General features: G+C 58.5%; 23 protein-coding genes. 15 read left to right on the top strand and 8 right to left on the bottom strand.

Going from position 1 to position 23,421, the window contains the following annotated elements; genetic code table 11:
- Positions 1–69 precede the first annotated feature (69 nt).
- On the bottom strand, positions 70–1,263 hold the full coding sequence (locus tag KI792_03285) for an amidohydrolase family protein (protein MBV6632039.1): 1,194 nt from the start codon (positions 1,261–1,263) through the stop codon (positions 70–72).
- Positions 1,264–1,621: 358 nt separating this feature from the next.
- On the opposite strand from KI792_03285, the gene KI792_03280 reads away from it, so the two are divergent.
- Together KI792_03280 and hemA are read left to right on the top strand one after the other, a co-directional pair.
- A complete protein-coding gene (locus KI792_03280; protein MBV6632038.1) occupies positions 1,622–3,112 on the top strand; it encodes a redoxin domain-containing protein in 1,491 nt (496 codons plus the stop codon).
- 182 nt (positions 3,113–3,294) lie between these two features.
- Positions 3,295–4,533, top strand: a complete 1,239-nt coding sequence (gene hemA / locus KI792_03275) for a 5-aminolevulinate synthase (GenBank protein ID MBV6632037.1) — start codon at positions 3,295–3,297, stop codon at positions 4,531–4,533.
- A 41-nt stretch (positions 4,534–4,574) separates the two neighbouring features.
- On the opposite strand, the gene KI792_03270 is transcribed toward hemA, so the two are convergent.
- Complete coding sequence (locus tag KI792_03270; protein MBV6632036.1) at positions 4,575–5,342, bottom strand: dienelactone hydrolase family protein; 768 nt, start codon at positions 5,340–5,342, stop codon at positions 4,575–4,577.
- 128 nt (positions 5,343–5,470) lie between these two features.
- Here KI792_03270 and gluQRS point away from each other — a divergent pair, with 128 nt between their 5' ends.
- Positions 5,471–6,316 carry a tRNA glutamyl-Q(34) synthetase GluQRS gene (gene gluQRS / locus KI792_03265; protein ID MBV6632035.1) on the top strand — a complete coding sequence of 282 codons (846 nt, stop codon included), beginning with the start codon at positions 5,471–5,473 and terminating at the stop codon, positions 6,314–6,316.
- A 2-nt stretch (positions 6,317–6,318) separates the two neighbouring features.
- Here gluQRS and KI792_03260 read toward each other — a convergent pair whose 3' ends face one another.
- Positions 6,319–7,149, bottom strand: a complete 831-nt coding sequence (locus KI792_03260; GenBank protein ID MBV6632034.1) for a DUF4743 domain-containing protein — start codon at positions 7,147–7,149, stop codon at positions 6,319–6,321.
- Between the two features lie 380 nt (positions 7,150–7,529).
- On the opposite strand from KI792_03260, the gene KI792_03255 reads away from it, so the two are divergent.
- The 4 genes from KI792_03255 to KI792_03240 all read left to right on the top strand — a co-directional run bounded on the left by KI792_03255 (position 7,530) and on the right by KI792_03240 (position 10,175).
- Positions 7,530–7,721 (top strand): twin transmembrane helix small protein, encoded by a 192-nt coding sequence (locus tag KI792_03255; GenBank protein ID MBV6632033.1) that lies wholly within the window; start codon positions 7,530–7,532, stop codon positions 7,719–7,721.
- A gap of 260 nt (positions 7,722–7,981) precedes the next feature.
- A complete protein-coding gene (locus KI792_03250) occupies positions 7,982–8,734 on the top strand; it encodes an electron transfer flavoprotein subunit beta/FixA family protein (protein MBV6632032.1) in 753 nt (250 codons plus the stop codon).
- A complete protein-coding gene (locus KI792_03245; GenBank protein ID MBV6632031.1) occupies positions 8,734–9,675 on the top strand; it encodes an FAD-binding protein in 942 nt (313 codons plus the stop codon). The genes KI792_03250 and KI792_03245 overlap by 1 nt, the downstream gene beginning before the upstream one ends.
- Before the next feature lie 14 nt (positions 9,676–9,689).
- Entirely contained in the window at positions 9,690–10,175 is a 486-nt protein-coding gene (locus KI792_03240) for a hypothetical protein (GenBank protein MBV6632030.1), read from the top strand.
- A 14-nt stretch (positions 10,176–10,189) separates the two neighbouring features.
- On the opposite strand, the gene KI792_03235 is transcribed toward KI792_03240, so the two are convergent.
- The 3 genes from KI792_03235 to KI792_03225 form a co-directional block, all read right to left on the bottom strand.
- The gene (locus KI792_03235) at positions 10,190–10,828 is read right to left on the bottom strand and encodes a hypothetical protein (protein ID MBV6632029.1); all 639 of its coding nucleotides are present in this window, start codon (positions 10,826–10,828) and stop codon (positions 10,190–10,192) included.
- 132 nt (positions 10,829–10,960) lie between these two features.
- Positions 10,961–11,584 (bottom strand): TlpA family protein disulfide reductase, encoded by a 624-nt coding sequence (locus KI792_03230; protein MBV6632028.1) that lies wholly within the window; start codon positions 11,582–11,584, stop codon positions 10,961–10,963.
- A 2-nt stretch (positions 11,585–11,586) separates the two neighbouring features.
- A complete protein-coding gene (locus KI792_03225) occupies positions 11,587–12,246 on the bottom strand; it encodes a TlpA family protein disulfide reductase (protein ID MBV6632027.1) in 660 nt (219 codons plus the stop codon).
- Here KI792_03225 and argH point away from each other — a divergent pair.
- The 4 genes from argH (at position 12,245) to KI792_03205 (ending at position 18,165) form a co-directional block, all read left to right on the top strand.
- A complete protein-coding gene (gene argH / locus KI792_03220; protein ID MBV6632026.1) occupies positions 12,245–13,678 on the top strand; it encodes an argininosuccinate lyase in 1,434 nt (477 codons plus the stop codon). The genes KI792_03225 and argH overlap by 2 nt on opposite strands.
- Positions 13,679–13,706: 28 nt before the next feature.
- Positions 13,707–13,859, top strand: a complete 153-nt coding sequence (locus KI792_03215; GenBank protein ID MBV6632025.1) for a hypothetical protein — start codon at positions 13,707–13,709, stop codon at positions 13,857–13,859.
- Positions 13,856–15,217, top strand: a complete 1,362-nt coding sequence (gene lysA / locus KI792_03210) for a diaminopimelate decarboxylase (GenBank protein ID MBV6632024.1) — start codon at positions 13,856–13,858, stop codon at positions 15,215–15,217. Before KI792_03215 ends, lysA begins: the two co-directional genes overlap by 4 nt.
- Positions 15,218–15,366: 149 nt before the next feature.
- A complete protein-coding gene (locus KI792_03205) occupies positions 15,367–18,165 on the top strand; it encodes a TIGR02302 family protein (protein MBV6632023.1) in 2,799 nt (932 codons plus the stop codon).
- Positions 18,166–18,178: 13 nt separating this feature from the next.
- Here the strand turns inward: KI792_03205 and KI792_03200 are convergent, their stop codons facing one another.
- Complete coding sequence (locus KI792_03200) at positions 18,179–19,075, bottom strand: zinc-ribbon domain-containing protein (GenBank protein ID MBV6632022.1); 897 nt, start codon at positions 19,073–19,075, stop codon at positions 18,179–18,181.
- 254 nt (positions 19,076–19,329) lie between these two features.
- Between KI792_03200 and KI792_03195 the strand changes: the two genes are divergently transcribed.
- From KI792_03195 to KI792_03180, 4 genes are read left to right on the top strand one after another with little or no spacing between them, the layout of a single operon-like run.
- Positions 19,330–20,256: an ATP-binding cassette domain-containing protein gene (locus tag KI792_03195; protein MBV6632021.1), complete on the top strand. Its 927-nt coding sequence runs from the start codon at positions 19,330–19,332 to the stop codon at positions 20,254–20,256.
- 5 nt (positions 20,257–20,261) lie between these two features.
- Positions 20,262–21,206 (top strand): hypothetical protein, encoded by a 945-nt coding sequence (locus tag KI792_03190; GenBank protein ID MBV6632020.1) that lies wholly within the window; start codon positions 20,262–20,264, stop codon positions 21,204–21,206.
- A complete protein-coding gene (locus KI792_03185) occupies positions 21,199–21,858 on the top strand; it encodes a YdcF family protein (protein ID MBV6632019.1) in 660 nt (219 codons plus the stop codon). Before KI792_03190 ends, KI792_03185 begins: the two co-directional genes overlap by 8 nt.
- Positions 21,859–21,887: 29 nt before the next feature.
- Entirely contained in the window at positions 21,888–22,652 is a 765-nt protein-coding gene (locus tag KI792_03180; GenBank protein ID MBV6632018.1) for a 1-acyl-sn-glycerol-3-phosphate acyltransferase, read from the top strand.
- Here the strand turns inward: KI792_03180 and KI792_03175 are convergent.
- Positions 22,644–23,231: a gamma-glutamylcyclotransferase gene (locus tag KI792_03175; protein ID MBV6632017.1), complete on the bottom strand. Its 588-nt coding sequence runs from the start codon at positions 23,229–23,231 to the stop codon at positions 22,644–22,646. The two genes, KI792_03180 and KI792_03175, sit on opposite strands and share 9 nt — an antisense overlap.
- Positions 23,232–23,421 lie beyond the last annotated feature (190 nt).

The raw sequence follows: 23,421 nt of genomic DNA, 5'->3' as shown, positions 1-23,421 counted from the left end.
GTCGCCAGCCTTCACCCATCGGTCAAGGCGGCCAAATGTCAAAATGGTGGGTGCCTCAACTATAGCGCCCTAATTGCGGCGCGCCGCGACCGTGCCACCGCTAACGACGAGGCGGTGATTACCGCGCTCAGCCACCGCATCAATATTGTCAGCAGGATTGCCATCAACGACGAGAAGGTCGGCAACGCCACCCTCAGCAACCCGGCCACGACCAACAAGGCCCAGCATATCGGCGGCATAGCCAGTGGCAGCGATCAGCGCATCAATCGGCGTCATGCCGCTCGCTACCAGATGGCGAAGCTCAAGCGCGTTCTCACCATGGGCGAGAAGCGGCATCCCGCTATCACTACCAAATGCGACCTTACCGCCCGCATCATAGAAACGCTTCAAGGCACCGGCATGGGCGTCAACCAACTGCTTGGCGGTATCGACAATCGCTGGATCGAGACCGGCATCATCGGCCGCATCCGCCAAGGCGCGGGAAGCACCAAGCGCTGGCACCAGATAGACCTGCCCCGCAACCATCGCGCCAATGGTGTCGTCATCTAGGCCGGCACCATAAAGAACCGCACCGGCCTGGGCCTGGGTCGCGAGCTTTGCGGCATCGGTATTATGGGCCATGACAGCGGTTGGACGGCCAAGACGGTGGGCCTCAACCACACCGGCCTCAAGCTCTTCAGCCGTCATATAAGTCATGGATGGGTTGGTATCGGCAGAGGTAACACCACCAGATGCTGAGAAGACGATACCGTGGGCACCGCTGGCGGCCAGCGCACGGATTGATTGCATAACCTCTAAAGAGCCGTCAGCTACGACGCCCATCTCTTCACCATGGCCACCGGTTGGCACAATAGTGCAGCCAGCGGTCAGCAGAGAGGCGCCCATAAAGCGACCGGCCTGCATAGCATCGGCGAGTGAGCGCGCAACATCGGGCGCACCACCCAAATCACGGACAACACCAAAACCACCAACCAGGCTTGCTTGAAGATGCTCAAGCGCCATGAGCGTGGTTTCAGACTCATCGCGGCCACCAAGGGCGCCAACCGGGTCCGCCTCAGCGCCCAGCGCGATATGGCAGGCACCATCAATCAGGGCTGGCATCAGCGTGCCACCGGAGGTGTCGACCACATAGCCAGCAAAGCCGGTAAACTCTGGCCGCGGGGCGATCTTGATCACCCGATCATTTTCGACCAGGACACCGTAATTTTCGAGCAATCGGCCATCGCCATCGAAGAGCAGGCCACCACTATAGAGCGTTTGCATCACGCCTCTGATTTGGTTCGCGAGGTTGGTCCGGGCGCCAAGATTGGTTGCACCGATTGGTGCCCGTAACGGAATTGGACGCTTGGTGTTACAAGCAGGATCGCCCGCGATCAAGAAATGCAGCCCAATTCTGGGGTGTGGGGGCAAGTTTTCGGTGATTAAATGCCGAGATGGGTTGCCATTCGATGGCCAGACATCGATCTATGGACAATCACAGTCACCAGCCGACCCGGTTTGAGCCATGAGCGACAACTACGATCCACCCGATGACCCGTTCGAGGATCCCTTCGAAAATCCCTATGGTGACAACCCATATGGCGCGGATCCAAATGGCGATGATCCAATGGCCGCCGACAACATGCTGGGCGTGGTACGGGCACCTGAGATCAATCGTGAGGGCCAAACCTGGTTCAACGTGCCAGAGCCACTGAACCTCCAAGACTTGGAAGGCCGGGTGGTCATTCTCGACTTCTGGACGCTCTGCTGCATCAACTGCATCCATGTGGCTGAAACCCTTCGACTGGTTGAGAAGGCGTTTCCCGAAGAAGTCGTGGTGGTCGGCGTACATTCGCCGAAATTCGAAGCCGAGAAGGATCCTGCTCGCCTGCGCCAGGCAATCTTACGCTATGGCATCAAGCACCCGGTGATCCATGACCCCGACCGCGAGCTTTGGCAGCATTATGCCGTACGCGCTTGGCCCACCCTCGTCTTCCTATCCCCGCAGGGGACCGTTATCGGCATGCATTCCGGCGAGCCTGAGCTGAATGAGATGCTGCGCGCTATCAATGACGTGCTGGATAAGTTCAAGATGGAGGGGCTGATTGAGCCAATGGCGCTTGATATTGAGCGTGAACGGCCAGGCTATAGCCGCCTTCAGCACCCCTCCAAGATCAAGCCACTACAACTGGATGGTGAGCGTTATTGGGCCTTGGCCGATAGTGGGCACAGCCAGATCGTCCTGCTGAATGATAAGGGCGAAGAGGTTGAGCGCTATGGCAATGGCCGTCGGGGTTTTGAAGATGGCCCAGCCGAGCGGGCGCGGTTTCGGCGCCCACAGGGCCTGATCTGTGGCGATGGCATGATCTATGTTGCCGATACTGGCAACCATGCCATTCGGGTTATCGATCTGAATACCGACACGGTACGGACCATCGCCGGTACCGGCCAGCGCGGCGCCCCACTCGAAGGGCCAGAGACACCGGGCCCGCAAACCCCACTAGCCTCACCCTGGGATCTAACGATTGCCGACGACCAACTCTATTTCGCCAATGCAGGCACCCACCAGATCGGTGTGGTCGATCTATCAGATGGGATGGTGAAGAAGCTGGTTGGCAGTGGTGGCGAGAACCTGCGCGATGGTGATGGTGCCGATGCGCTGCTTGCCCAACCCAGCGGCCTCGCGATCACCGAAGATGAAGACATGCTGCTCTTCGTCGATGCGGAGACTTCGGCCCTCCGCTCAGTAGAGCTCGCCCATGACGAGCAGGTCGGCACGCTAATCGGCAAAGGGCTGTTCACCTTTGGCCATGAGAATGGGCGTTTTGGCGATGCTTTGCTGCAGCACCCGCTGGCCGTTGCCGATGGGGGCGACCGGAACCTCTATGTGGCCGATAGTTACAATGATGCGATCCGCGTCGTCGATGTGATTGCGGGCGAGGTCTACGACCTCGACGATCCCGATCACCCAGATGGCCCCTTTGAGTGTGAGGATGCCAGCTGTGTGCCACTCTCAGAGCCTGCGGGCCTGTGGTTCGATGGCGAGAACCGGCTGTTGGTCGTGGATACCAACAACCACCGGGTACTCGAATACGACCTGATGAAGCGCCTGTACCGGGTCTGGGCGGACTAACCTTAACCACCTGGAAACCAAGGCCTTTCACAGCGATTGGTTTCCCTGATGGCGCAATCAGGAAAAAAATTGATCCGCGTCAATCCGTCGGCTGCGCTTTACGCATATCCTAACTATGTTGCGTTTACCTGATATGCCTTGGCATAACAGTGCCCACTTCGTTCCTCGGATGATGCGTGTCTATGAATTACGAGCGCTTTTTTAAGGATGGCATTGGCGACCTCAAGCAAGAGGGCCGCTATCGCGTCTTCGCTGATCTTCGCCGCCATGCGGGCGATTTCCCACGGGCAACCTTCCGTGAGGATGATGGCAGCGAGCGTGATGTCACCATCTGGTGCTCAAACGATTATCTAGGCATGGGCCAGAACCCAAAGGTTGTGGCTGCGATGAAGCAGGCCATCGACGAGTCTGGCGCCGGTGCCGGCGGCACCCGCAACATCAGTGGGACCACCCGCTACCATAACGTACTGGAGGCTGAGCTTGCCGACCTGCATGGCAAGGAAGCGGCCCTGATCTTCACCTCTGGCTACATCTCGAATGAGGCAACGCTGACCACCCTTGGTCGCCACCTGCCGAATTGCGTGATCTTCTCAGACGCCAACAACCACGCCTCCATGATCCAAGGCATTCGTGGTTCCGGCGCCGAACGCCATATCTTCCGCCACAATGACATCGCGCATCTTGAGCAACTGCTGCGCAGTGTTGATATCGACCGACCAAAGATCATCGCGTTTGAGAGTGTCTACTCAATGGACGGCGATATTGGCCGGATCGAAGAGATTTGTGACCTCGCCGATAAGTACAACGCCATTACCTATCTTGATGAGGTTCACGCGGTTGGCATGTACGGCCCGCGCGGCGGCGGCATTGCCGAGCGTGAAGGCCTGATGGACCGGGTCACCATTATTGAGGGTACGCTGGGCAAGGCTTACGGCGTGATGGGCGGGTACATTACCTCCACCACCGCGCTGTGCGATTTCGTACGCAGCCATGCCTCCAGCTTTATCTTTACGACCGCCCTGCCGCCGGCCATCGCCGCCGGGGCCACCGCCTCAATCCAGCACCTGAAGCAATCGCAGTTTGAGCGTGCCCGCCATCAAGAGCGTGCGGCGAAGCTGAAGAAGATGCTGATCGATGCCGACCTTCCGGTCATGACCTGCACCGAGACGCATATCATCCCACTCATGGTGGGTGAGCCCGCGCTGTGTAAGCGCGTCACCGATATGCTGCTTGAGAAGTTCGATATCTATGTGCAGCCGATCAACTATCCGACCGTGCCGCGTGGCACTGAGCGTATTCGCATCACGCCGACGCCAATGCACACCGACGCCATGATGGAACACCTGCGCGATAGCCTGGTCGCCCTATGGGATAAGTGCCCGGTCTATCATGAGATGACCCACGCGCTGGCCGCGCAGTAACGTGCGGATGGCAGCCGATTAACCCGGCTGCCTCACCCAGCTTAGTCGTCGTCGATAAATCGCTGATGATCATTGATGAAGCGTAGGGCTGCGAGCATGCCTTGCGGGTCGATGCCGTGCGCCAAGCCTGGACGTCGGATCGCCTCCACCTTCACCTCGGCGGTTAGCAGCGCATCAGCGGCCATTTGCATGGCCTGGAACGGCACAACCTCATCCGCATCACCATGGACGAGCAGAACAGGCGGGCGGGTCACAATCTCATCGGGGAGGCGATCACCGCCAACCAACGCACCTGAGAAGCCAACAATGCCACCCAGCGGACGCTCACGGCGCATACCGACATGTAGGGCCATCATGGTGCCCTGTGAGAAGCCGACCAGGAAGACATCCTCTTCCGTCAGGTCCAGATAGTCGAGCACCTCATCCAAGAACCCGTCCAGCTTAGGCGCCACGCCCTCAACACCGGCGAGCATGGCGTCATGGCTGCGATCTTGGAGGCTGAACCACTGATACCCCATCGGGGCCATATCGCAGGGCTCTGGCGCGTTTGGTGCGATGAATGCCGCATCGGGCAGAACCTTGGCAATCTGCGGGACCAGGCTGATCAGATCATTGCCATCAGCACCCAAGCCATGGAGCAGGACAACCAGCTGCTTTGCCCGACCACCGGAGGCTGGCGGCACGGCCGGACCGTTCAGATGGGTAAGGGCAACGCCCTCTTCCCCGCCAAAATCGTCATCATCCTCACCATAGATGTCATCATCATCGAGGAACTCGGGATCATCTGATTCCAGCTCGTAATCGCTCATGCTAGGGAACTTTCCGTTTCAAAATCGGTATCGGACGGCGTGATGCCGAAGCCGACCACGTGTATAGGTGATGCCACCGGCGCCCACAAGCAAGCGGGATGCCGATGTGGTTAATGATTTAGGCCTAAATGACAAAACTTCGCTTTGCCCCCTCACCCAGCGGTCGCTTGCATCTGGGCCATGCCTATTCAGCGCTCTTCACCTGGCGTGAGGCTGAACGGCTGGGCGGCGAAGTTTTACTGCGGATTGAGGATATCGATCACACCCGTTGCCGGGCTGAACATATTGCCGGGATCGAGGAGGATTTGGCCTGGCTCAGCCTTAGCTGGCCAACACCAGTACGACGACAATCAGATTATCTTCCTGACTATGCCCAGCGGTTAGAACAGTTGAAGTCCATGGGCGTGGTCTATCCCTGCTTCTGCACCCGGGCAGAGATTCGCGCGGAGATTGAGCGCAGTGCCGGTGCCCCCCATGGCAGCGAGGGCCCGCTTTATCCAGGCACCTGCCGGGACTTGCCAAAAGCGGAGGCGGATAAACGCATCGCCAATGGCGATAGCCATGCCTGGCGCATCAACCTTGCTAAAGCTCTCTCCGCACTGCCGGACGGCGCCGAGTTATCCTGGCATGACCTAACAGCAGGTAAGGTTGAGGCACTGCCAGAGCTTCTCGGTGACGCGGTCCTCGCCCGCAAAGATATTGGCACCAGCTACCATATGGCCGTTGTTCATGATGACGCCCTGCAAGGCATCACCCATGTGACACGGGGTAAGGATTTATGGGACGCCACCCATCTTCATGTGCTGCTGCAGAAGCTTCTGGACCTGCCCACTCCGCTCTATCACCACCACGATCTCGTGACGGATGAGGATGGCCAACGCCTGGCAACACGGGATCAGGCCCGAACACTCTTATCCATGCGAGAAAACGGCGTGTCATTGAGTGACCTGCAACAAATGCTGGCCGGATTCTAAGCTCAAGATTGGGTCGCTAACTCCGGGGTTAGCCGACGAACAAAGTCGATGATGACCAGATTGCAGTTTGGTTTGAAGCGATCCGTGTCGTGAACTAGCTGGGCAACCTCTTCGACCGGCAGCCGCTCAAAGCTATGAACCTCACCATCGGTATTCACCGGCACGAAGTCTTCGGGCAGCCAAAGGTCATAGGCAAAGATGGTGTCGTTCTTCACCCGCTCAGCCCCCTCACCATGCCGGTAGGTTAGGGTCGCCACCTGCTGCGCCTGGTTGGCCAGGTTTGCTGCAACACCGGCCTCCTCCTCCGCTTCCTTAATCAGGTTCTCCATAAGGCTAAGGTCACCAGGTTGGCCGCCAGCAATCATGTTGTCGAGCTTGCCTGGCTCAACCTCACGATCTAGGGCGCGGGTGGCAATCCACATCTCGATGCCGCGCTCTGTCCGGACCACGCCGTTCACATGCACGCCATAGCTGGGCAGACCCAGATGCGGGATCGCACGACGATCGATACTGGCCAGGGACAATGCATCCCACGCCTGGCAGACCTTATAAATCTCACCACGCAAATCGCCCATGAGGCCTTCACCGACCAGGTGTTCAGCAATTGCAGCCAGTGCCACCGTTCGCGCCTCAGGGTCACCGTCTTGCTGGTTTGGTAGGGCATAGCCCTCACCCTCAACGATCAAACCAGCAGATAGCAAAGCAGCTGCGGTCTGGGGCCCAAGCCAACCAATCGCCTCACCACCGATACGGAGTGGCTGGCGGTCAGCCGCGCTGAAATCGTTTAGGCGATCGATATGCCGCTGAAACCCAGAGGCCAGTTCTGTGGTCATTGATGTTGCTGCCGATCTTGGCTGTTCATGAAGAACCATCGCATCGCCGGTTCTATCCCAGATTGGACACAGCGTCGCAATCCATCACAGCGGCATGGCTAACCCCATCCACAACACCCGTCCACCCCACGCTCGAGCAAGAAAACAACCCCTTGAAACAACATAGCTTTTTGAAGAGCACCCAAAACCCATCATGATGCCGTCAACGATCTGGCCTCTCCCCACATCGACAACCATGGGCGGGATTGAACGGGCAAAACGGTTGGTTGTTTGCCGATCAGCCATATCTTGGTGCATAACGACGTCGACGTCAGACCGCTAAGCGGCTACACGCCGATAACGGCGAGCCCAATACTGACGTCAAACACGGAAGTCATGTGATGAAGACAGTCTTTTTTGTCCTGATGTTGATCGCCATGATGGGGGCCTTGGTCTCCCTGGCTATTGGCCTGTTCGGCATGGCCCAGGGTGGCGATTTCGCCCGCAAGCACGGCAACAACCTGATGCGCCTTCGCATCCTATTCCAAGGCGCAGCGCTGCTGTTTTTTGCGTTGGCGGTTATGTTTCCGTAAGCTGCAAAATCTTACGTATACGTAAACTTCTTGATTGACAGGGTTGGGCGGCCAAAATACGGTATCGCCGTTGCCTGCTACCGGTGTTAGTTTGCTGCCGTCATTGCGCAGCTGGGCTGGCCCGACCGCGCTCCAAATAAGCAATAAGCGGCCCCAAATGCCGCCTGGGATTGAGGAGACCACCTGCCAGGAACCGCCACCACGGCGGATTGGCAAGTTCTTACGATCACGTATTACACCCAAGAATTGAGAGGTCACCGATGAAGGTGCTGGTTCCCGTCAAACGGGTCGTCGATTACAACGTCAAAATTCGGGTTAAGGCTGATGGCAGCGGTGTTGAAACCGCCAATGTCAAAATGTCGATAAACCCATTCGATGAGATTGCGGTTGAAGAGGCCGTGCGCTTGAAGGAAGCGGGCAAGGTCGAAGAGATCGTCGCCGTTAGCCTGGGCGTTCAGCAATGCCAGGAAACACTCCGCACCGCGATGGCGATGGGCGCCGATCGTGGGATCCTGGTACAGACCGACGATACGCTTGAGCCGCTGGCCGTTGCCAAGGCGCTCAAGGCCCTCGTGGATAAGGAACAGCCACAGCTGGTCATCCTGGGTAAACAAGCCATCGATGATGACAGCAACCAGACGGGGCAGATGCTCGCCGCGCTGCTTGGTTGGGGTCAGGCGACCTTCGCCTCCAAGGTTGAACTCGACAGCGATAAAGCGACCGTCACCCGTGAGATTGATGGCGGCCTGCAAACCGTTGAGGTCAAGCTGCCGGCGATCATCAGCACCGATCTGCGCCTGAATGAGCCGCGCTATGCGTCCCTGCCAAACATCATGAAGGCGAAGAAGAAGCCGCTGGACACCATGACCCCGGCTGATCTGGGCATTGATACCGCCCCTCGCCTCACCCTGGTGAAGGTGGAAGAACCGCCAAAGCGTGAAGGTGGCGGTAAAGTCAGCTCAATCGAAGAGCTGGTCGACAAACTCAAGAACGAAGCAAAGGTGATCGGATAATGGCTGTTCTCATCATCGCTGAACATATGGACGGGGAACTGAAACCCGCCACCCTGAACGCCGTCACCGCCGGTAAGGCCCTCGACAGCGACATCCATGTTCTGGTTGCCGGTTCTGGCACCCAGACCGTGGCCGATGCCGCCGCCAAGGTTGATGGTGTTGCTAAGGTTCTCCATGCCGATAGCGCTGAGCTTGAAAATGCTCTGGCGGAAAACATGGCGCCTGTGATTGCCGATTTGGCCTCTGGTTACAGCCACGTGCTGATGACCGCGACCACGACCGGCAAGAACATCATGCCTCGCGTTGCCGCCCTGCTCGACACACAGCAGATCAGCGACATTTCCGGCATTGAGAGTGCGGACACCTTTAAGCGTCCAATCTATGCCGGTAACGCCATTGCAACCGTGCAATCGAGCGATGCGATTAAAGTCATCACGGTCCGTGGCACCGCCTTTGACGCTGCAGCGGCTGAGGGTGGCAGTGCTGCCATTGAGGCCGTTGCCTCTAAAGGTGATGCGGGTCTTTCGAGCTACGTCGGTTCCGAGCTTTCTGAGAGTGACCGCCCAGAACTCACCGCCGCCGATATTGTCATCTCAGGCGGTCGTGGCCTGGGATCGAGCGAGAGCTTTGACCTGCTGGAGCCGATTGCAGACAAGCTGGGTGCCGCCATTGGCGCATCCCGTGCGGCGGTTGATGCCGGCTATGTGCCGAATGACTATCAGGTTGGTCAGACCGGTAAAGTCGTGGCGCCAAACCTCTACATCGCCGTTGGCATCTCTGGCGCTATTCAGCACCTTGCCGGGATGAAGGACAGCAAGGTCATTGTCGCCATCAATAAGGACGAGGAAGCGCCAATCTTCCAGGTCGCCGATTATGGCCTGGTTGCGGATCTGTTTGAGGCACTCCCAGCCCTTGATAGCGAGCTCGCCAAGGCCCTGTAAGCCATAGAGCAACCGTGACGCTGAATACGACGAATACTTCTACCAATCCCCGGCCCGATGGTTGGCATCCGCTAGCCCAGGCCGGGGATTGGCATTTAGAGCGCAGTATCATTGATCGCCGCGCCGGCATCGATGGTGTCTTGAAAGGCATCTGCCGCATCACCCAAGAGGATGGGCAGCAGCTACTTCTGCGTGAAGAAGGCGAGCTGGTCTTTGGAACCCATTCCGGCTCCGCTTGGCGTGAGTACAAGATCCGTCTGGGTCCAGATGGCCTGATACAGGTCTTCTTTACCGATGGCCGCGCCTTTTTCGCCTTGGATAGCAGAACCCAGGGCACGGACCCGCTGAGCATCAACCACATCTGTGGTGATGACCTCTATATCGGTCAGCTGACCATCATATCCGCGCAGCAATGGACGCTCGCTTGGCGGATCGAGGGTCCGCGCAAGCAATTGCAGATTAGCTCAGTTTATCGAGCGATAGAGCAGGCTAAGGACTAAGTCCTAGCGCCGACTTATTGTTGAGCTTCACCACCAGACAGCGTGGTAAGCGCATCAAAAATGCGCTGCTCGTTCCACAGGCCCTCACCGGTATGAATACGAACCACCTGGTTGTTGGCGGTTGTAATATAGCTGTGCGGCAGGGTCAGTGGGTTGAACACCCCGAACGCTTCCTGCTCGGACAGGGTGTAGGCGCGGAGGTTGGTGATCCCGTATTCCTTATAGGTCTTCTGAATAAGTTCAGTCAGCGGACCAGGGCGAGTGGAGAAGGCGAGCGGAATAAAATCGACGCGGCCAGCAAACTCACCAGCAACCACATCAAGCGACTTCAAGCTGAGCATGCATTCCTCACACTCCAGCTTATAGCCAACCACAACTTTCGGGCGGCCATAGAAGTCAGAGATACGGGCTTGATTACCATTCTGGGTCAAGAAGCTGATGTTCCGTAATGGGCCTTCACGGTCCGGTGCCTGCCAGGTTGAGGCAACGGAAACCTCAGGCATGGCAATCTCTTCTGGCTGCAGGAGGAAAAACGCTCCGCCTGCGCCAAGTAACAAGATCACGATCAGCAGCCAATTCCGGCGTATCTCAGCCCACGCGCCACGCTCTTCTGGAAGCTCTGGCGGGGTTCCTGGGTTTGTACGCATTCTCATTATTGGGCTTTCCCACATAGCAAAAGGAGCCAGCTGGCGCTCATCGCCAGCTATTGCCGGTTGGGTAGCACAAATCTAATTCGCGACGCAGCCCCCTTTTCGGGAACTTTTGGGGAAATACTGCCTTTCGCCCTAAAGCGATCCCTCAATCGCGCGTTCAATCAGGTGAATAGCCCGATTACTATCCCAGATTGCAACGCCAGGCTGGCGACCAATCTCAACGCCATTCTCATCAAGCAGAATCGTCGTGGGCAGGCTGAAATACTCCAGCTCACTCAAGACCGGACCAGACATGTCGAGATAAACGGGCAGGTTCAAACCATGGGTTTCATGGAACCGATTGATGGCGGGCCAGCCCTCCGCATCGACAGAAACAGCAACAACCTCGAACTGTTCACGCGGAAAATGGGTCTGCAGCCGCTCTAAGCTTGGCAGTTCAACGATACAAGGCGGGCACCATGTCGCCCAGATGTTCACTAGATGGATTTTCCCGGTAAAACTGGTCAGCTGACCGGTACTGCCATCGGTTGCCTGAATAATCGCATTCGGTGGTGGCAGACCTTTGTAATCAAGGGTGAACTGATCCAACCCATCGGGCATCGGCAGCTCAATGTTCTCAGCCGCCACCGGTAGCAAAGCGATCGCAATCGCCCCAATGCCGATCAAGCCAAGCGTGAAGAAGATCGCGTGCGAGAAATGGAAGCGATAACCGCGACGAGGCCGACGTCGACCGAAGCTGCGTGTCATGCCAATCATGACTAGCTCCCCTGGTCCTGTCTGGCAGCACGGACATAGGTACCGACCAGCTTAATCACCTCATCGGCATTCCAGTCAGCATCACCGGTTAACCGGCCGACCGCGCGGCCTCGGTGGTCGATCAAAATGCTGGTTGGCAGGCCTGAGACGTCCAAATCACCAATGGCAGAACCGTTGGCGTCCAGGAAAATCAGCAGATGATGGAGGTTCAACTCTTCATAGAACTGCTGAACCACGGCCGGGCCCTTATCGAGTGAGAGAGGCAGCACATCAAATTCGGCACCGCCTGCCCGCTCTTGCAGGGCGTTAAGGGAAGGCATCTCGGCAATACAAGGCTTGCACCAGGTGGCCCAGACATTCAGCAAAACCACACGGCCCTTAAACTGGCTCAACTTAACGGGATTGCCCGCCTCATCCGCGATTGCCACATCGGGCATCGGGATCGGCTCGTCATAGACCAGGAAGGCTTCCATCTCGCCAACAGCGGCGGCGCGGGCCTGCTCAATCAAATCTGTCGCGGCGGCAAGCTGAGTTGGCGCTTGCCCCGTTTCCGCAACCGCACTACCCATGGCGGCCCCGAATGCGATAAAGCTAGCGGCCACGCCCATTGTCAGGCCGCAAGTAGCGCGGCCAAAGATTGATCGATTTTGAGTACCAGCCATGTCTGACCCTTCCTCCAACGACACAAAACCGGCCCAAACCGATGGTAACACCATGTGGGGCGGCCGATTTGCCGGTGGTCCTAGCGCTATAATGGAGGCGATTAACGCATCGATCAATTTCGATAAGCAGTTGGCGCGACAGGATATCGCCGGTTCTCGCGCACATGTGAACATGTTAGCGGCGACTGATATCGTCAGCACTGAGGATCGGGACGCCATTTTGGGCGGCTTGGACCAGATCGCAGCAGAGATCGCCGCCGGTGATTTTGAGTTCCGGGCGGATCTCGAAGATATTCATATGAATATTGAGGCACGGCTTAGCGCCATTATCGGCCCGGCGGCGGGTCGCCTTCATACCGCACGCTCCCGCAATGATCAGGTGGCCACCGATTTCCGGCTTTGGGTGCGCGATGCCTTTGACCGCCTTGATGAGCAGCTAACTGGCCTGATCGCCATCCTCCTCGACCGTGCGGAGGCCGAGGCCGCCACGACAATGCCGGGTTTCACCCATTTACAAGTGGCGCAACCGGTTACCCTGGGCCATCACCTGATGGCCTATGTTGAGATGTTCCACCGGGATCGGGATCGCGCCCGCGCCGCACGGAAGCGTCACAATGAATGCCCCCTGGGTGCTGCCGCACTTGCCGGTACGGCATTCCCAATTGATCGGCATATGACCGCCCAAACCCTGGGCTTTGCTGGTCCCACAGCAAATTCTCTAGATTCCGTATCCTCCCGGGATTTCGCCGCTGACTATCTAGCCACGGTGGCGATTGCGATGACCCATCTGTCACGCCTGGCTGAGGAGATTGTACTTTGGTGTACGCCCCAGTTCGGCTTCATTACCCTATCGGATGCGTTCACCACCGGCTCCTCCATCATGCCGCAGAAGCGGAACCCCGATGCCGCTGAGCTTATCCGCGGTAAAACCGGGCGTACGTTCGGTACGTTGGTTGGTTTGCTGACCGTGATGAAGGGCCTGCCACTCGCCTATTCAAAGGATATGCAGGAAGACAAAGAGCCGGTCTTTGATGCCGAGGCCACCATCACCCTGGCCTTGGCCGCCATGACTGGCATGATTGGCGATCTAACCGTCAACCGGGATGCCATGGCCGCCGCCGCCGGGCATGGCTTTGCGACCGCCACTGACCTCGCTGATTGGCTGGTCCGCAGCCTGAACATGCCGTTTCGGAACGCCCACCACGTGACCGGGCAGCTAGTTGCCATGGCAGAGCAGCGCGGTTGCGACTTGGCAGAGCTGTCGCTGGCCGATATGCAAAGCGTAGAGTCTGGGATCACAGACGAGATTTTTGGCGTCTTAACCGTGACCGCCAGTGTTGAAAGCCGCACCAGCCATGGCGGCACCTCACCCATTAAGGTAGGTGAGGCCATCACGGCGGCCCGTGCGCGTGAAGCGTCACTAAACAGCTAAGACAGTTACACTAGGGATTTTGAAGACCATGAAACGTTTTGCCAGCATGTTGCTGCTGTTCGCAGCCCTCGGCGTCGCGGTATCCGCCTGCGGCAAACGGCCCGGTACACTCGAGATCCCGGCTGGTGAGGATGGCGAGGTATCGCGCAACAGCTATCCGCCACCGGAAGACGATTTATGACCGCGCCTAACGCCACTGCCGCCGTGACCGACGGCGCCTTTCAGCCCTTAGCGCCCGGTTTTGATGCCGCTGGCACGCTCGGCTACCAAAACGGCGTGCTGACCATTGATGGTGTGTCAGCAGCCGAGCTTGCCGATCAACATGGCACCCCCGCCTACATCCTGTCCCAGCGGGCGGTTGAGCGTGCCTATGGCGAACTATCTGATGCGCTAAACGCAGCCATGGATCGCGGGCAAGATGGCCCGCCGCGCAAGCGCCGCATCTGTTATGCGGTGAAGGCGAATGCCAATCACGCCCTGCTCACGGCCTTGGCCCGTAAAGGGGCTGGTGCTGATGTGGTCTCAATTGGTGAGGCCAAACTGGCTCTCAAGGCCGGGTTTAAAGCGGCAGACATCGTCTTCTCCGGTGTCGGCAAGCACCCGAATGAGATTACCGAGGCGATCCAGCTCGGCATTGGTCAGATCAATGCCGAGTCCGTTGAAGAGATCGCGGTGATTGAGCGATGTGCCGCGGCTATCGACGGCCAGGCCACCGTTGCCCTCCGTGTTAATCCCGAGGTGGATGCCCGCACCCACGCCAAGATTTCGACCGGCAAGAAGGGTGATAAGTTTGGCATCCCGATCGATGAGATCATTAGTGCCTACCACCATCTGGCCGCCCAGTCTCATTTGAAGGCTGGCGGGTTGGCCGTCCATATCGGCTCCCAGATCACTGATCCGGAGCCCTTCCGCCAGGCGTTCAAGAAAATCGCCGATCTGGTTACCGAGATCCGTAGCGCTGGCGTTGAGCTCGACCACCTAGATTTGGGCGGCGGCCTTGGCATTCGATACAAGGACGAAACCCCGATTGAACCGGCTGGCTGGGCCGCCGCAATTGCGGATATTGCCCTGCCCCTCGGTTGTGATGTCACGGTGGAACCCGGCCGCTATATCGCAGGCCCTGCGGGATTGCTGCTAGCAGAGGTGCTGTACGTAAAAACGGCGGCCGACCGGACGATCATCATTCTCGATGCCTCAATGTCTGAATTGATCCGGCCCAGTCTTTATGAGGCTTGGCATGAGATTATTCCGGTTAAGGAACCGGCGCCTGGCGTCGCGTTAGAGCCGGTCGATCTCGTCGGCCCGGTTTGTGAGAGTGGCGATACCTTTGCCCAGGCACGCAAGATGCCGCCCCTAGCTGTTGGTGATCGGGTCGCGTTCTTAACCGCCGGCGCCTATGCCAGTGTGATGGCATCCACCTACAACGCCCGCCCATTGCCGCCGGAGATTGTGGTCGCAGAGGGTAAACACCACGCTGTTAGGCCGCGCCTGGACTTCAGCGAGCTGGCCAAGGCCCAAACCCTGCCAGATTGGCTCTGATCCTCTCTCACTGGAATGTGACGGTATCAGCGTCGCATTCTAGCCATCAGCATGGTCCACCCTATCCTCTTAATGGTACCTTCTAAGCAGTTGGCCCAAATCCGCTGCTTTGGGCCTATGATTGAGATTGGCGCAGGACCAGGCTTCCGTTGAACAACCCGTTCCGAACAGATCGCGAGACGAGCTTTCGCTATGATGAGCAGCCACGGGTGGTGAAACCAGCGGTGACGCCGGAATTGGACCCACAGCTGGTGCGTCAGCAGCAGGTTCTAAGCCTGCTGCCAATCCACCGACGTATCCTGACCACCATCGCCCTATGGTTTGAGGCGGTTTGGCCCATGCTGCAGCTGCCGGTTGCCCTGTTGCTGACCTGGCTGGGCTTGGCAACGCTCGGCGTTTTCGAGGGTTATCCCGGTTCTGGCCTGCTGGCCCTGGCCCTAACCATCGGCGCGGCCGTCTATACCTTCCTGCGCCGCACCTCCCTTTGGCATAAGCCGGATGGCCATGATCTGTTACGCCGAGTTGAGCAGGATAACGCCCTCGCCAACCGACCTCTGACTACATTAACCGATGCACCTGCGACCAGCGGTGATCCGGTTGCCAAAGCCCTATGGCTGAAGCACCTGGCCAGCATCCGCAAAGGCCTAACCGCCAGGCTGACAACAACGGTGCCCAAAACCGATATTGCACGCCGCGACCCGGTCGCCCTCCGGTTTATTGCCATACTGTTGGCGGCAATTGGCTTGATGATCGCCGGTAGCGATGCTGAACGGCGGATTACCAACGCCCTTACCTTTACGCCGGTTGATTTCAGCCTTGCCTCCGCACCAACAAACCTGGACGCCTGGATTGCGCCGCCGGACTACACCGGCCTCCCCCCGATCTTCCTGACCCGCGCGGGTGCAGAGGACGAGGAGGGCGTAAACACAGATGACCTGATCGCTGTGCCGAGCGGCAGCATCGTCTACGCCAGGGCGAGTGGTGAGCGCCTCAGTGTCGAGCGACCACCGACAGTCCTGCTTAATGGCGAAGAGATTGCCTTTGAGATGGCTGATCCTGGTCAGTTCCAGCTGACCCTGCCGATTGAGTTAAGTGACCTCCAGCTCGCAGTGGCACCTAGCGAGGATGAGAGCGGATCGAGTGAGGACACAAACCGGGTTACCGCGTCGATCCAGTTTGAGGCGCGCGGCAAAGAGTTGGGTGAGTGGGAGTTACTGGTTCTCGAGGACCAGCCGCCATCGATTGTCATGAGCGATGTGCCCACGGCAAATGAGAACCAGGTTGTTGAGATACCCTATGCGGCCCTTGATGATTACGGGCTGGTCCGTACCGATGCGATCTTAATGTTGATCCCAGAGGTGGAAGGCAAAGATATCCCGCCGACGATTGATCGCTCTCTTGGCCAGGCAATTGACGGCCAATCCTTGGGCGCTCGCATCACCACAACAGCCCGCGAGGATCTGATCGCACACCCCTGGGCCGGCCTTGAGGTTGATATCCAGGTTCGGGCTGAGGATGCCTTGGGGCAAACCGCTGTTAGCGAGGTCGAACGCATGACCCTGCCCATGCGCCAATTTACCAATGAGGTGGCGCGCGAGATCATTGCACACCGCCAAACCTTGACCCTCAAGCCAATCACCGGGCGCGACCCTGTGATTGAGGCGATGCGTGAGCTTGGTGCGGATACCGATCGCTTTGGCGAAGACCCGGTCATGATTGTGGGCCTGGCCGCCCTCGCGACCCGGCTTCGGATCGATATGACGGATGAGGGCGTAAGCTCTTCCCAGGAACTGATGTGGGAGTTGGCCCTACGGCTTGAGGATGGCGAGCTTGGCATTGCCCGCCGAGCGCTAGAACGGGCAGCCGACGCCCTTGCCGATGCGCTGGAAAACGATAGTGACCTCGCTGAGCAAGAGCTTGCTGAGCTGATGGAAGAGTATGAGGCCGCGCTTGAGGAGTTCTTACAAACCCTGCAGCACGAGATGCTGGAGCGGTTTGCCAATGGTGAGGAACTGCCTGAGTTCTCGCCCGATGCTGATTTCACCGATCTAGGTCAACTGCGCGAGATGCTTGAGCAGATGCGTGACATGGCCGAGACCGGCTCACTAGATGCCGCGCGTGAGATGCTGGCGCAGATGGAAGAGATGCTCGACCAAATGCGCAATGCGCAGCCACCGCCAGAAGAAACCGAAGAACAGCGGGAGCTGCGCGAACTGGCTGAGCGCATTCAGGAACTGACCCAGGACCAAGAAGAGTTAATGGATGATACCTTCCGCGGCCGCCCGGCGGATCCCATCGATGCCCTTCGCGACCAGCTTCCAACCGGTGCCCTTCCACCTGCCTTGCTAGAACAGCTGCAGCGGATGCCAAACTCCCTGCTTGGCGATAACCAAAGCCCAGGTGAGCGGTCAGAACAGGCCCAACGCCGTGCTGAACAGAACCTATCCCGCTCTTTTGAGCAGGAAGCACTGCGTCGACAGCTGGGCGATATCATGCTCGACCTGTCCGACCTGACTGATGATCTGCCTGAGAACCTTGGCGATGCCGAGCGGGCCATGTCAGACAGCGCGGGCAACCTGCGCAGCAACCAAACGGCCCGGGCCCTACAATCAATGGGCGAGGCCATCGAAGAGCTGCAGGAACTGCAAAACGATGTGGAAGATCAGGCCAATCAAGGCATGGCTGGCGGCCCCGGTGGCCAACCGTCCCTCCGCTTCGGTCGTGTGCCTTCACAGCGCCGGGCACCTGGCACTGAGCAAGGCCTCGACCCGCTAGGCCGGGAGCCTGAGCAAGACGGGTTTGGCACCGGTAGTGATGTGGAAATCCCAAGCGAGAGCGATGTTCAACGGGCCCGCTCAATCCTGGAAGAGCTACGCCGCCGCGCTGGCGAATTTGAACGCCCAGAAGAAGAACTCGACTATATCGAGCGCTTACTAGATCGGTTCTAAACCTGATTGGGTTTTATTGGCTGCTCTCTTCGGCACCGACGAAGGAGACGGCGACGTTCTCAGCCCGTGGATCGGGATCAACCACGGTCTCTTGGAACGGGATTTCACCATTGGCCGCCACCACACTAACATCGGTGGTGAACTTCCAAGTTGAGATCGTGACACCCGAGGCATCCAACAACTCAGCCTGAAGCTCAGGCACGCGCTTATTCTCAGCGCTGGTGTTGGAAACCTTACCTTCAACAATCAACACGCTTGAGCCGTTTTGCAGCTCACGCGTTGACTTCACCTCAGGCAGGTCGAGACCATCTAGCGGGCCAGAAAAGCTGTAGCCCAGCATCTCGTAGTAGGGCTGCGCCTGCGGAAGACTGTCTAGGATGTCGTCCTTACCGTAATGGGCGCCAGCGATGGTGCCACCAACCAGCGCGGCAAAGACTAACCAGACCGCAGCGGCACGCCCACGGCCACTGCCGGTGGTCGCGGCATCGGGCATGGTCGGCGCACGATTAATGGTCGGCGGGAGTTCCCCTTCAACCGCGCGGCGGCTTCTGCGCTCCCAGGGATCTTCCTCTTCCTCACCATCCGCTGCTGGTGCCTCGTCCTCTGCAGCGTCATCCGCGGCGGAATCCTCTACGGCTTCTTCAGTAGCTTCGGCAGCAGGCTCAGCGGCCGCTTCTTCAACCTCGGGCTGTTCGGCGCTGACAACCGCCTCTTCACCTGCATCCTCTTCCGGGGCAGCGGGTGGGGCCGCAATATTGGCTGCGTCCAGATACCATTGGTGGCCACAGCGGGCACAACGAACGGTGCGCCCTTCGCCAGAGACACTGTTGTCAGGCAGGGCGTATTTGGTTGAACAGGCTGGGCAAGTGACAATCATAAATTCGATATCCGCCGGAGCGTCGTCACGCACTCTTAAACTTGTGGCCCCGTAATTGGGCCGGGTCGCTGGGTGGGCACCGTAAACAGCATTACGCCGGGTTGCCACTGCCCTTACATTGTCACACAAAGTGATATCATGAAATTCAGGGTTGATGGTCGAGAACCGGCCTAGCGACCCAGGGCGCTTTTCAATGCTATACGGTGCGCCCTACCGGCGGTCGGCTAGAACAAGCCCAACAGCCCAGAACCACGAAACGCGAAGCTTAACAGAGCGCAACACAGCCAATGACGGCCGAGTTTCACCAACTCCACCACCATGCCAATGCCCCACCAAGCGGGCAGATTTCCGGCATCGAATCGCTTGTGCGATTTGATGGTGTTGGTTTGCGCTATGGCCGCAACCCGGAAGTGCTGAGCGATCTAACTTTTGATCTGCCCGGCGGTTCCTTCCACTACATCATGGGCCCAACCGGGGCCGGAAAGTCATCCCTGCTGAAGCTCATCTATATGGGCATTCGGCCAAGCCGCGGCGTTATTCGCCTGTTTGGTGAGGACATAACCCGGTTTTCGCGCAAAAACCTGCCGCTGATTCGGCGCCGGATCGGGATCGTGTTCCAGGATTTCCGACTGGTTGATCACCTAACCGTCTTCGACAACGCGGCCCTGCCACTCCGCCTTGAGGGGCGACCCCGGAATGAGCTGCGCGACCATGTAAACGAGCTGCTGTCTTGGGTTGGCCTCGGCGATGTGATTGATCGCTATCCCGCCTCTCTATCTGGTGGCGAGCAACAGCGCTTGGCCATCGCCCGCGCGGTAATCAACCGACCAGCGCTGCTGATTGCGGATGAGCCAACCGGCAATGTTGATGACCGAATTGCCGAACGCCTGATGCGCCTATTTGAAGAGCTTAATCGCCTCGGCACCACCATCGTGTTGGCGACCCATAATGATGGCCTACGTGAAGCGTTCCCCCATCCCTGCCTTGTCCTGCGCCATGGTCAGCTTCGGGCGGCTGACCCGATGCATGGGGAAGATGCGGCCAGTATGACCATCGCCTGGGATCAGGTTGAACGGACGGTGACCGAGGCCATGACCCTGGGCAAACGGGCCGCCAGTGATGAGACCCTGCCGACCAAAAGCCCCGAGGGACCAAGCGGCGGCGAGACCCTGCTGAATGATCGCGATGCGCTAGCGCGCCGGGGTAAAGGCTAGACGGCATGGCGACCAATGCACAACCAGCACCAGGGCTAGGGACGGCAGCGGAAGGCGGTCGGCGCAATCGTGAGCGGTTGATCCCACCGGGCCATACCCCCGGCTCCCGCTTCCTGCCCTGGATTATTGGATTGATGGGCTATCTGGGTTGCCTCGCCCTGGCTGCCGTTGTTGCCCTGGCCGGACTCTCCGCCCGTTGGCAAAGCGACTTCGATGCTGGGCTACTTGTCGAGCTAGACCCCATCGCGGGTATTGAGGCCGATGATGATGGCCGCCTGCAGGCGACGCTAAACGCCCTGAACCAAGTTGCAGGCATCGAGACAGTCACGGCCCTACCACCGGACCGCCAGCTGGAGAGCTTGCGCCCCTGGATTGACGATCCAAGCCTGTTGTCTGAGTTACCGCTGCCCACCTTGATTGAGGTGACTTTGAGCGATGGTGGTCAGGCCTTTGACCCAGCCGCCCTTGAGGCTGTCTTAGGCGCCGATATCGCTGGGCTGCGGGTGATTGATCAGGCGCCATTGGCGACCGATCTTCTGCGACCAGCGCGAATTGCTGAGGCGTTTGCCTATGCCATTTTACTCGCGGTTTTTGCCGCTAGCTTGCTGCTGTCCGCGTTCAGCGCCAGGGCAGCACTGGCGAGCCATATGCGTCTGGTCAGCCTGCTACATTTGATTGGCGCCACCGATCGTGACATCGCCAAGGAGATAGAGTGGCACATCCTCCGCCGGGGTGGTGTTGGGGCGGTCGCTGGTTTGATTGCGGCGTTGATCAGCCTGGTTTTGGCTGTTACCTCAACCGGTGGTGCCGGTTGGCCAAGCTTCCTACCGCGTATGACGCTGGACCCGTTTGTCGTGCTCGCCATGGTCCTATTCCCGGCCCTGCTCGTGGTGCTCGCGGTACTGACTGCAAGGTTCACCGTGATCCGAGAGTTGGCTCGCCATGCTTGACCGACCCGGGACGGAGATACGGCAGGGGAGCGGCTTCAGGCTTACCAATCGACTGCGTGTCTCTATCATTGCGCTGCTGACGGTCCTGCTATTGGCGGGCTGGTCGATTGGGCTCGTGATCTTTGTCCGCGACCTACCCACCGCCGATGCGGTGCCCGCCGTTCCACTGCCAGCCACCCGAACCGATGCCATCGTGGTTCTAACTGGCGGATCAAACCGCTTACAGACCGGCATGGACCTGCTGAACCAGGCCTATGGCCAGAAGCTGTTTGTCACCGGCGTCTATCGGGGTGTGGAGGTGCAGGAATTACTCCGCCTTGCCCGCAATGCCCCCAGCGATCTGGAATGCTGTATCGAGCTTGACTATGAAGCGGATGATACGGTGGAGAACGCCGCAGAGACTGCACGCTGGATGCAGGAACAGGGCTTTACCTCCCTCCGCCTAGTCACCTCCAACTATCATATGCCGCGCAGCTTACTTGAGTTTCGGATGGCCGACCCAAACCTAACCATCATGCCCCATGCCATTGCACCAGCGACGGTCAGCCAAGATGGATGGTGGCGACAGCCACGCAGCTTTGGCCTCTACGCGACTGAGTACACAAAATATCTACTGACACGGGCCAGGTTTGCGCTGTATCAGCCTGGCTAAACCTGACACTACAGACGACCTGACACGCCGTGCTCACGTATCTGCGCATCCTACTCCATGGCATCGTTTACATCGGCTGGACCGCATTCTGCTGTCTTGCCTACCTGCCACTGCTTCTATTGCCGGGCAAGAAGCTGCGCGGTTGGCTAACTGAGGCTTACTTCAAGGTCCACGACTATATCGAACCACCCTTTGGCCTGACCTACACCGTTGAGGGGCGAGAGAACCTGCCTGACGGCCCCTGCCTGGTCGCACTTCAGCACCAATCAGGTTGGGAAACGATGCGGTTGATCCATTTGTTCCGCGATCCCGCCATCATCATGAAGATTGAGCTGTTCCGCATGCCGCTCTGGGGTTGGTATGCGAGCCGGGCAGATATGATCCCGATCGACCGCAGCCTGGGCAAAGACGCTATTCCAACCATGCTGGCTGACTCTGAGAAGAAGATCGCCGATGGGCGTGACATCGTCATCTTCCCGCAAGGCACACGGGTCCCGCCGGGCGTTAAGCGAGATTACCGCACCGGCATCGCCAAGCTTTATGAACACCTTCAGGTGCCCGTGGTGCCGGTCGCCCTGAACAGCGGTCTGTTCGCCACCAAGATGGGGTTGGTGAAGCGGAGCGGTTCGGTTTCAGTAAAAATTCTACCGCCCATCGAACCGGGTAAAAGTCAGGATGAGCTGATGTCCATCCTGACCGATGTCATTGAGACCGAGGGCGACAAACTACTCGCCGCCGAAGGGTTCATCCCAACCGCCCCCGCCGCACCGGCGCCGGAAAAAGCATCAGCTTGATTGCTGTACCAGCTTCCAAAGCCGCTCCATCCGTGGATCGCGAATGTTGATCGCGTGAAGGTGGTCGAGTGTTTGGGTCAGGTATTCGAGGTTTGGCCCCCTTGGCCCCACCGCGCTACCTATAACCCGCGCCGCCTCTTCTAGCTCTCGGTTTTCGCGATACTGGCTGTGGTCTCGCTGAACACAGAAGGTAACGGCATCAACCGCCCCATCTTTAAGTGGCAATGGCACCAGCTTGGGCTGATAAATCGCGCTAATCATCTCCCGATACCAAAGGTACTCAGCGCATTCGACCACTTGGGTTTTCGGGATGCGGAAGGCGACACCCCAGCAGGCGCCACCATGGTCCAAGCCTAAGACCAGGCCCGGCTGCTCTGGTGTGCCGCGATAACGGTAAGACCAGACACAAAACCGGCGATGATAGCCGCGCAGCAGCACCGGTTCGCTGGCATCAAAGGTGAAGCCGGGGTTCCACATAAGCGACCCATAACCAAAGACCCAAAGGGGCCGGTTTGCCTCAACCGAGCCATCAGACTGCCGGTCAAGCCAGCCCCGGTCCGTTAACCAGCTGGTGGCCATGCCAGGCTGAAACTGGCTGTCATAGGGATCATCTGCGCAGCGATACTTTGCCATGGCTGAAATATGGTCTGAAACCACCCTATAGCCAATGAGTTTCGAGCCGGTTACGGTGCGGTTTGGAATAACTGGGTCACTTGCCACAGGCCATGCTGCGGCCCACCTCAATAGCCATTCGCCAACCGGCAATGCC

The sequence above is a fragment of the Alphaproteobacteria bacterium SS10 genome (genome assembly GCA_019192455.1).
In the GTDB taxonomy this organism is placed as follows: domain Bacteria; phylum Pseudomonadota; class Alphaproteobacteria; order TMED2; family TMED2; genus TMED2.
The sequence above is the reverse complement of the archived record's forward strand: the minus strand, read 5'-3'. Positions and strand labels throughout refer to the sequence as shown.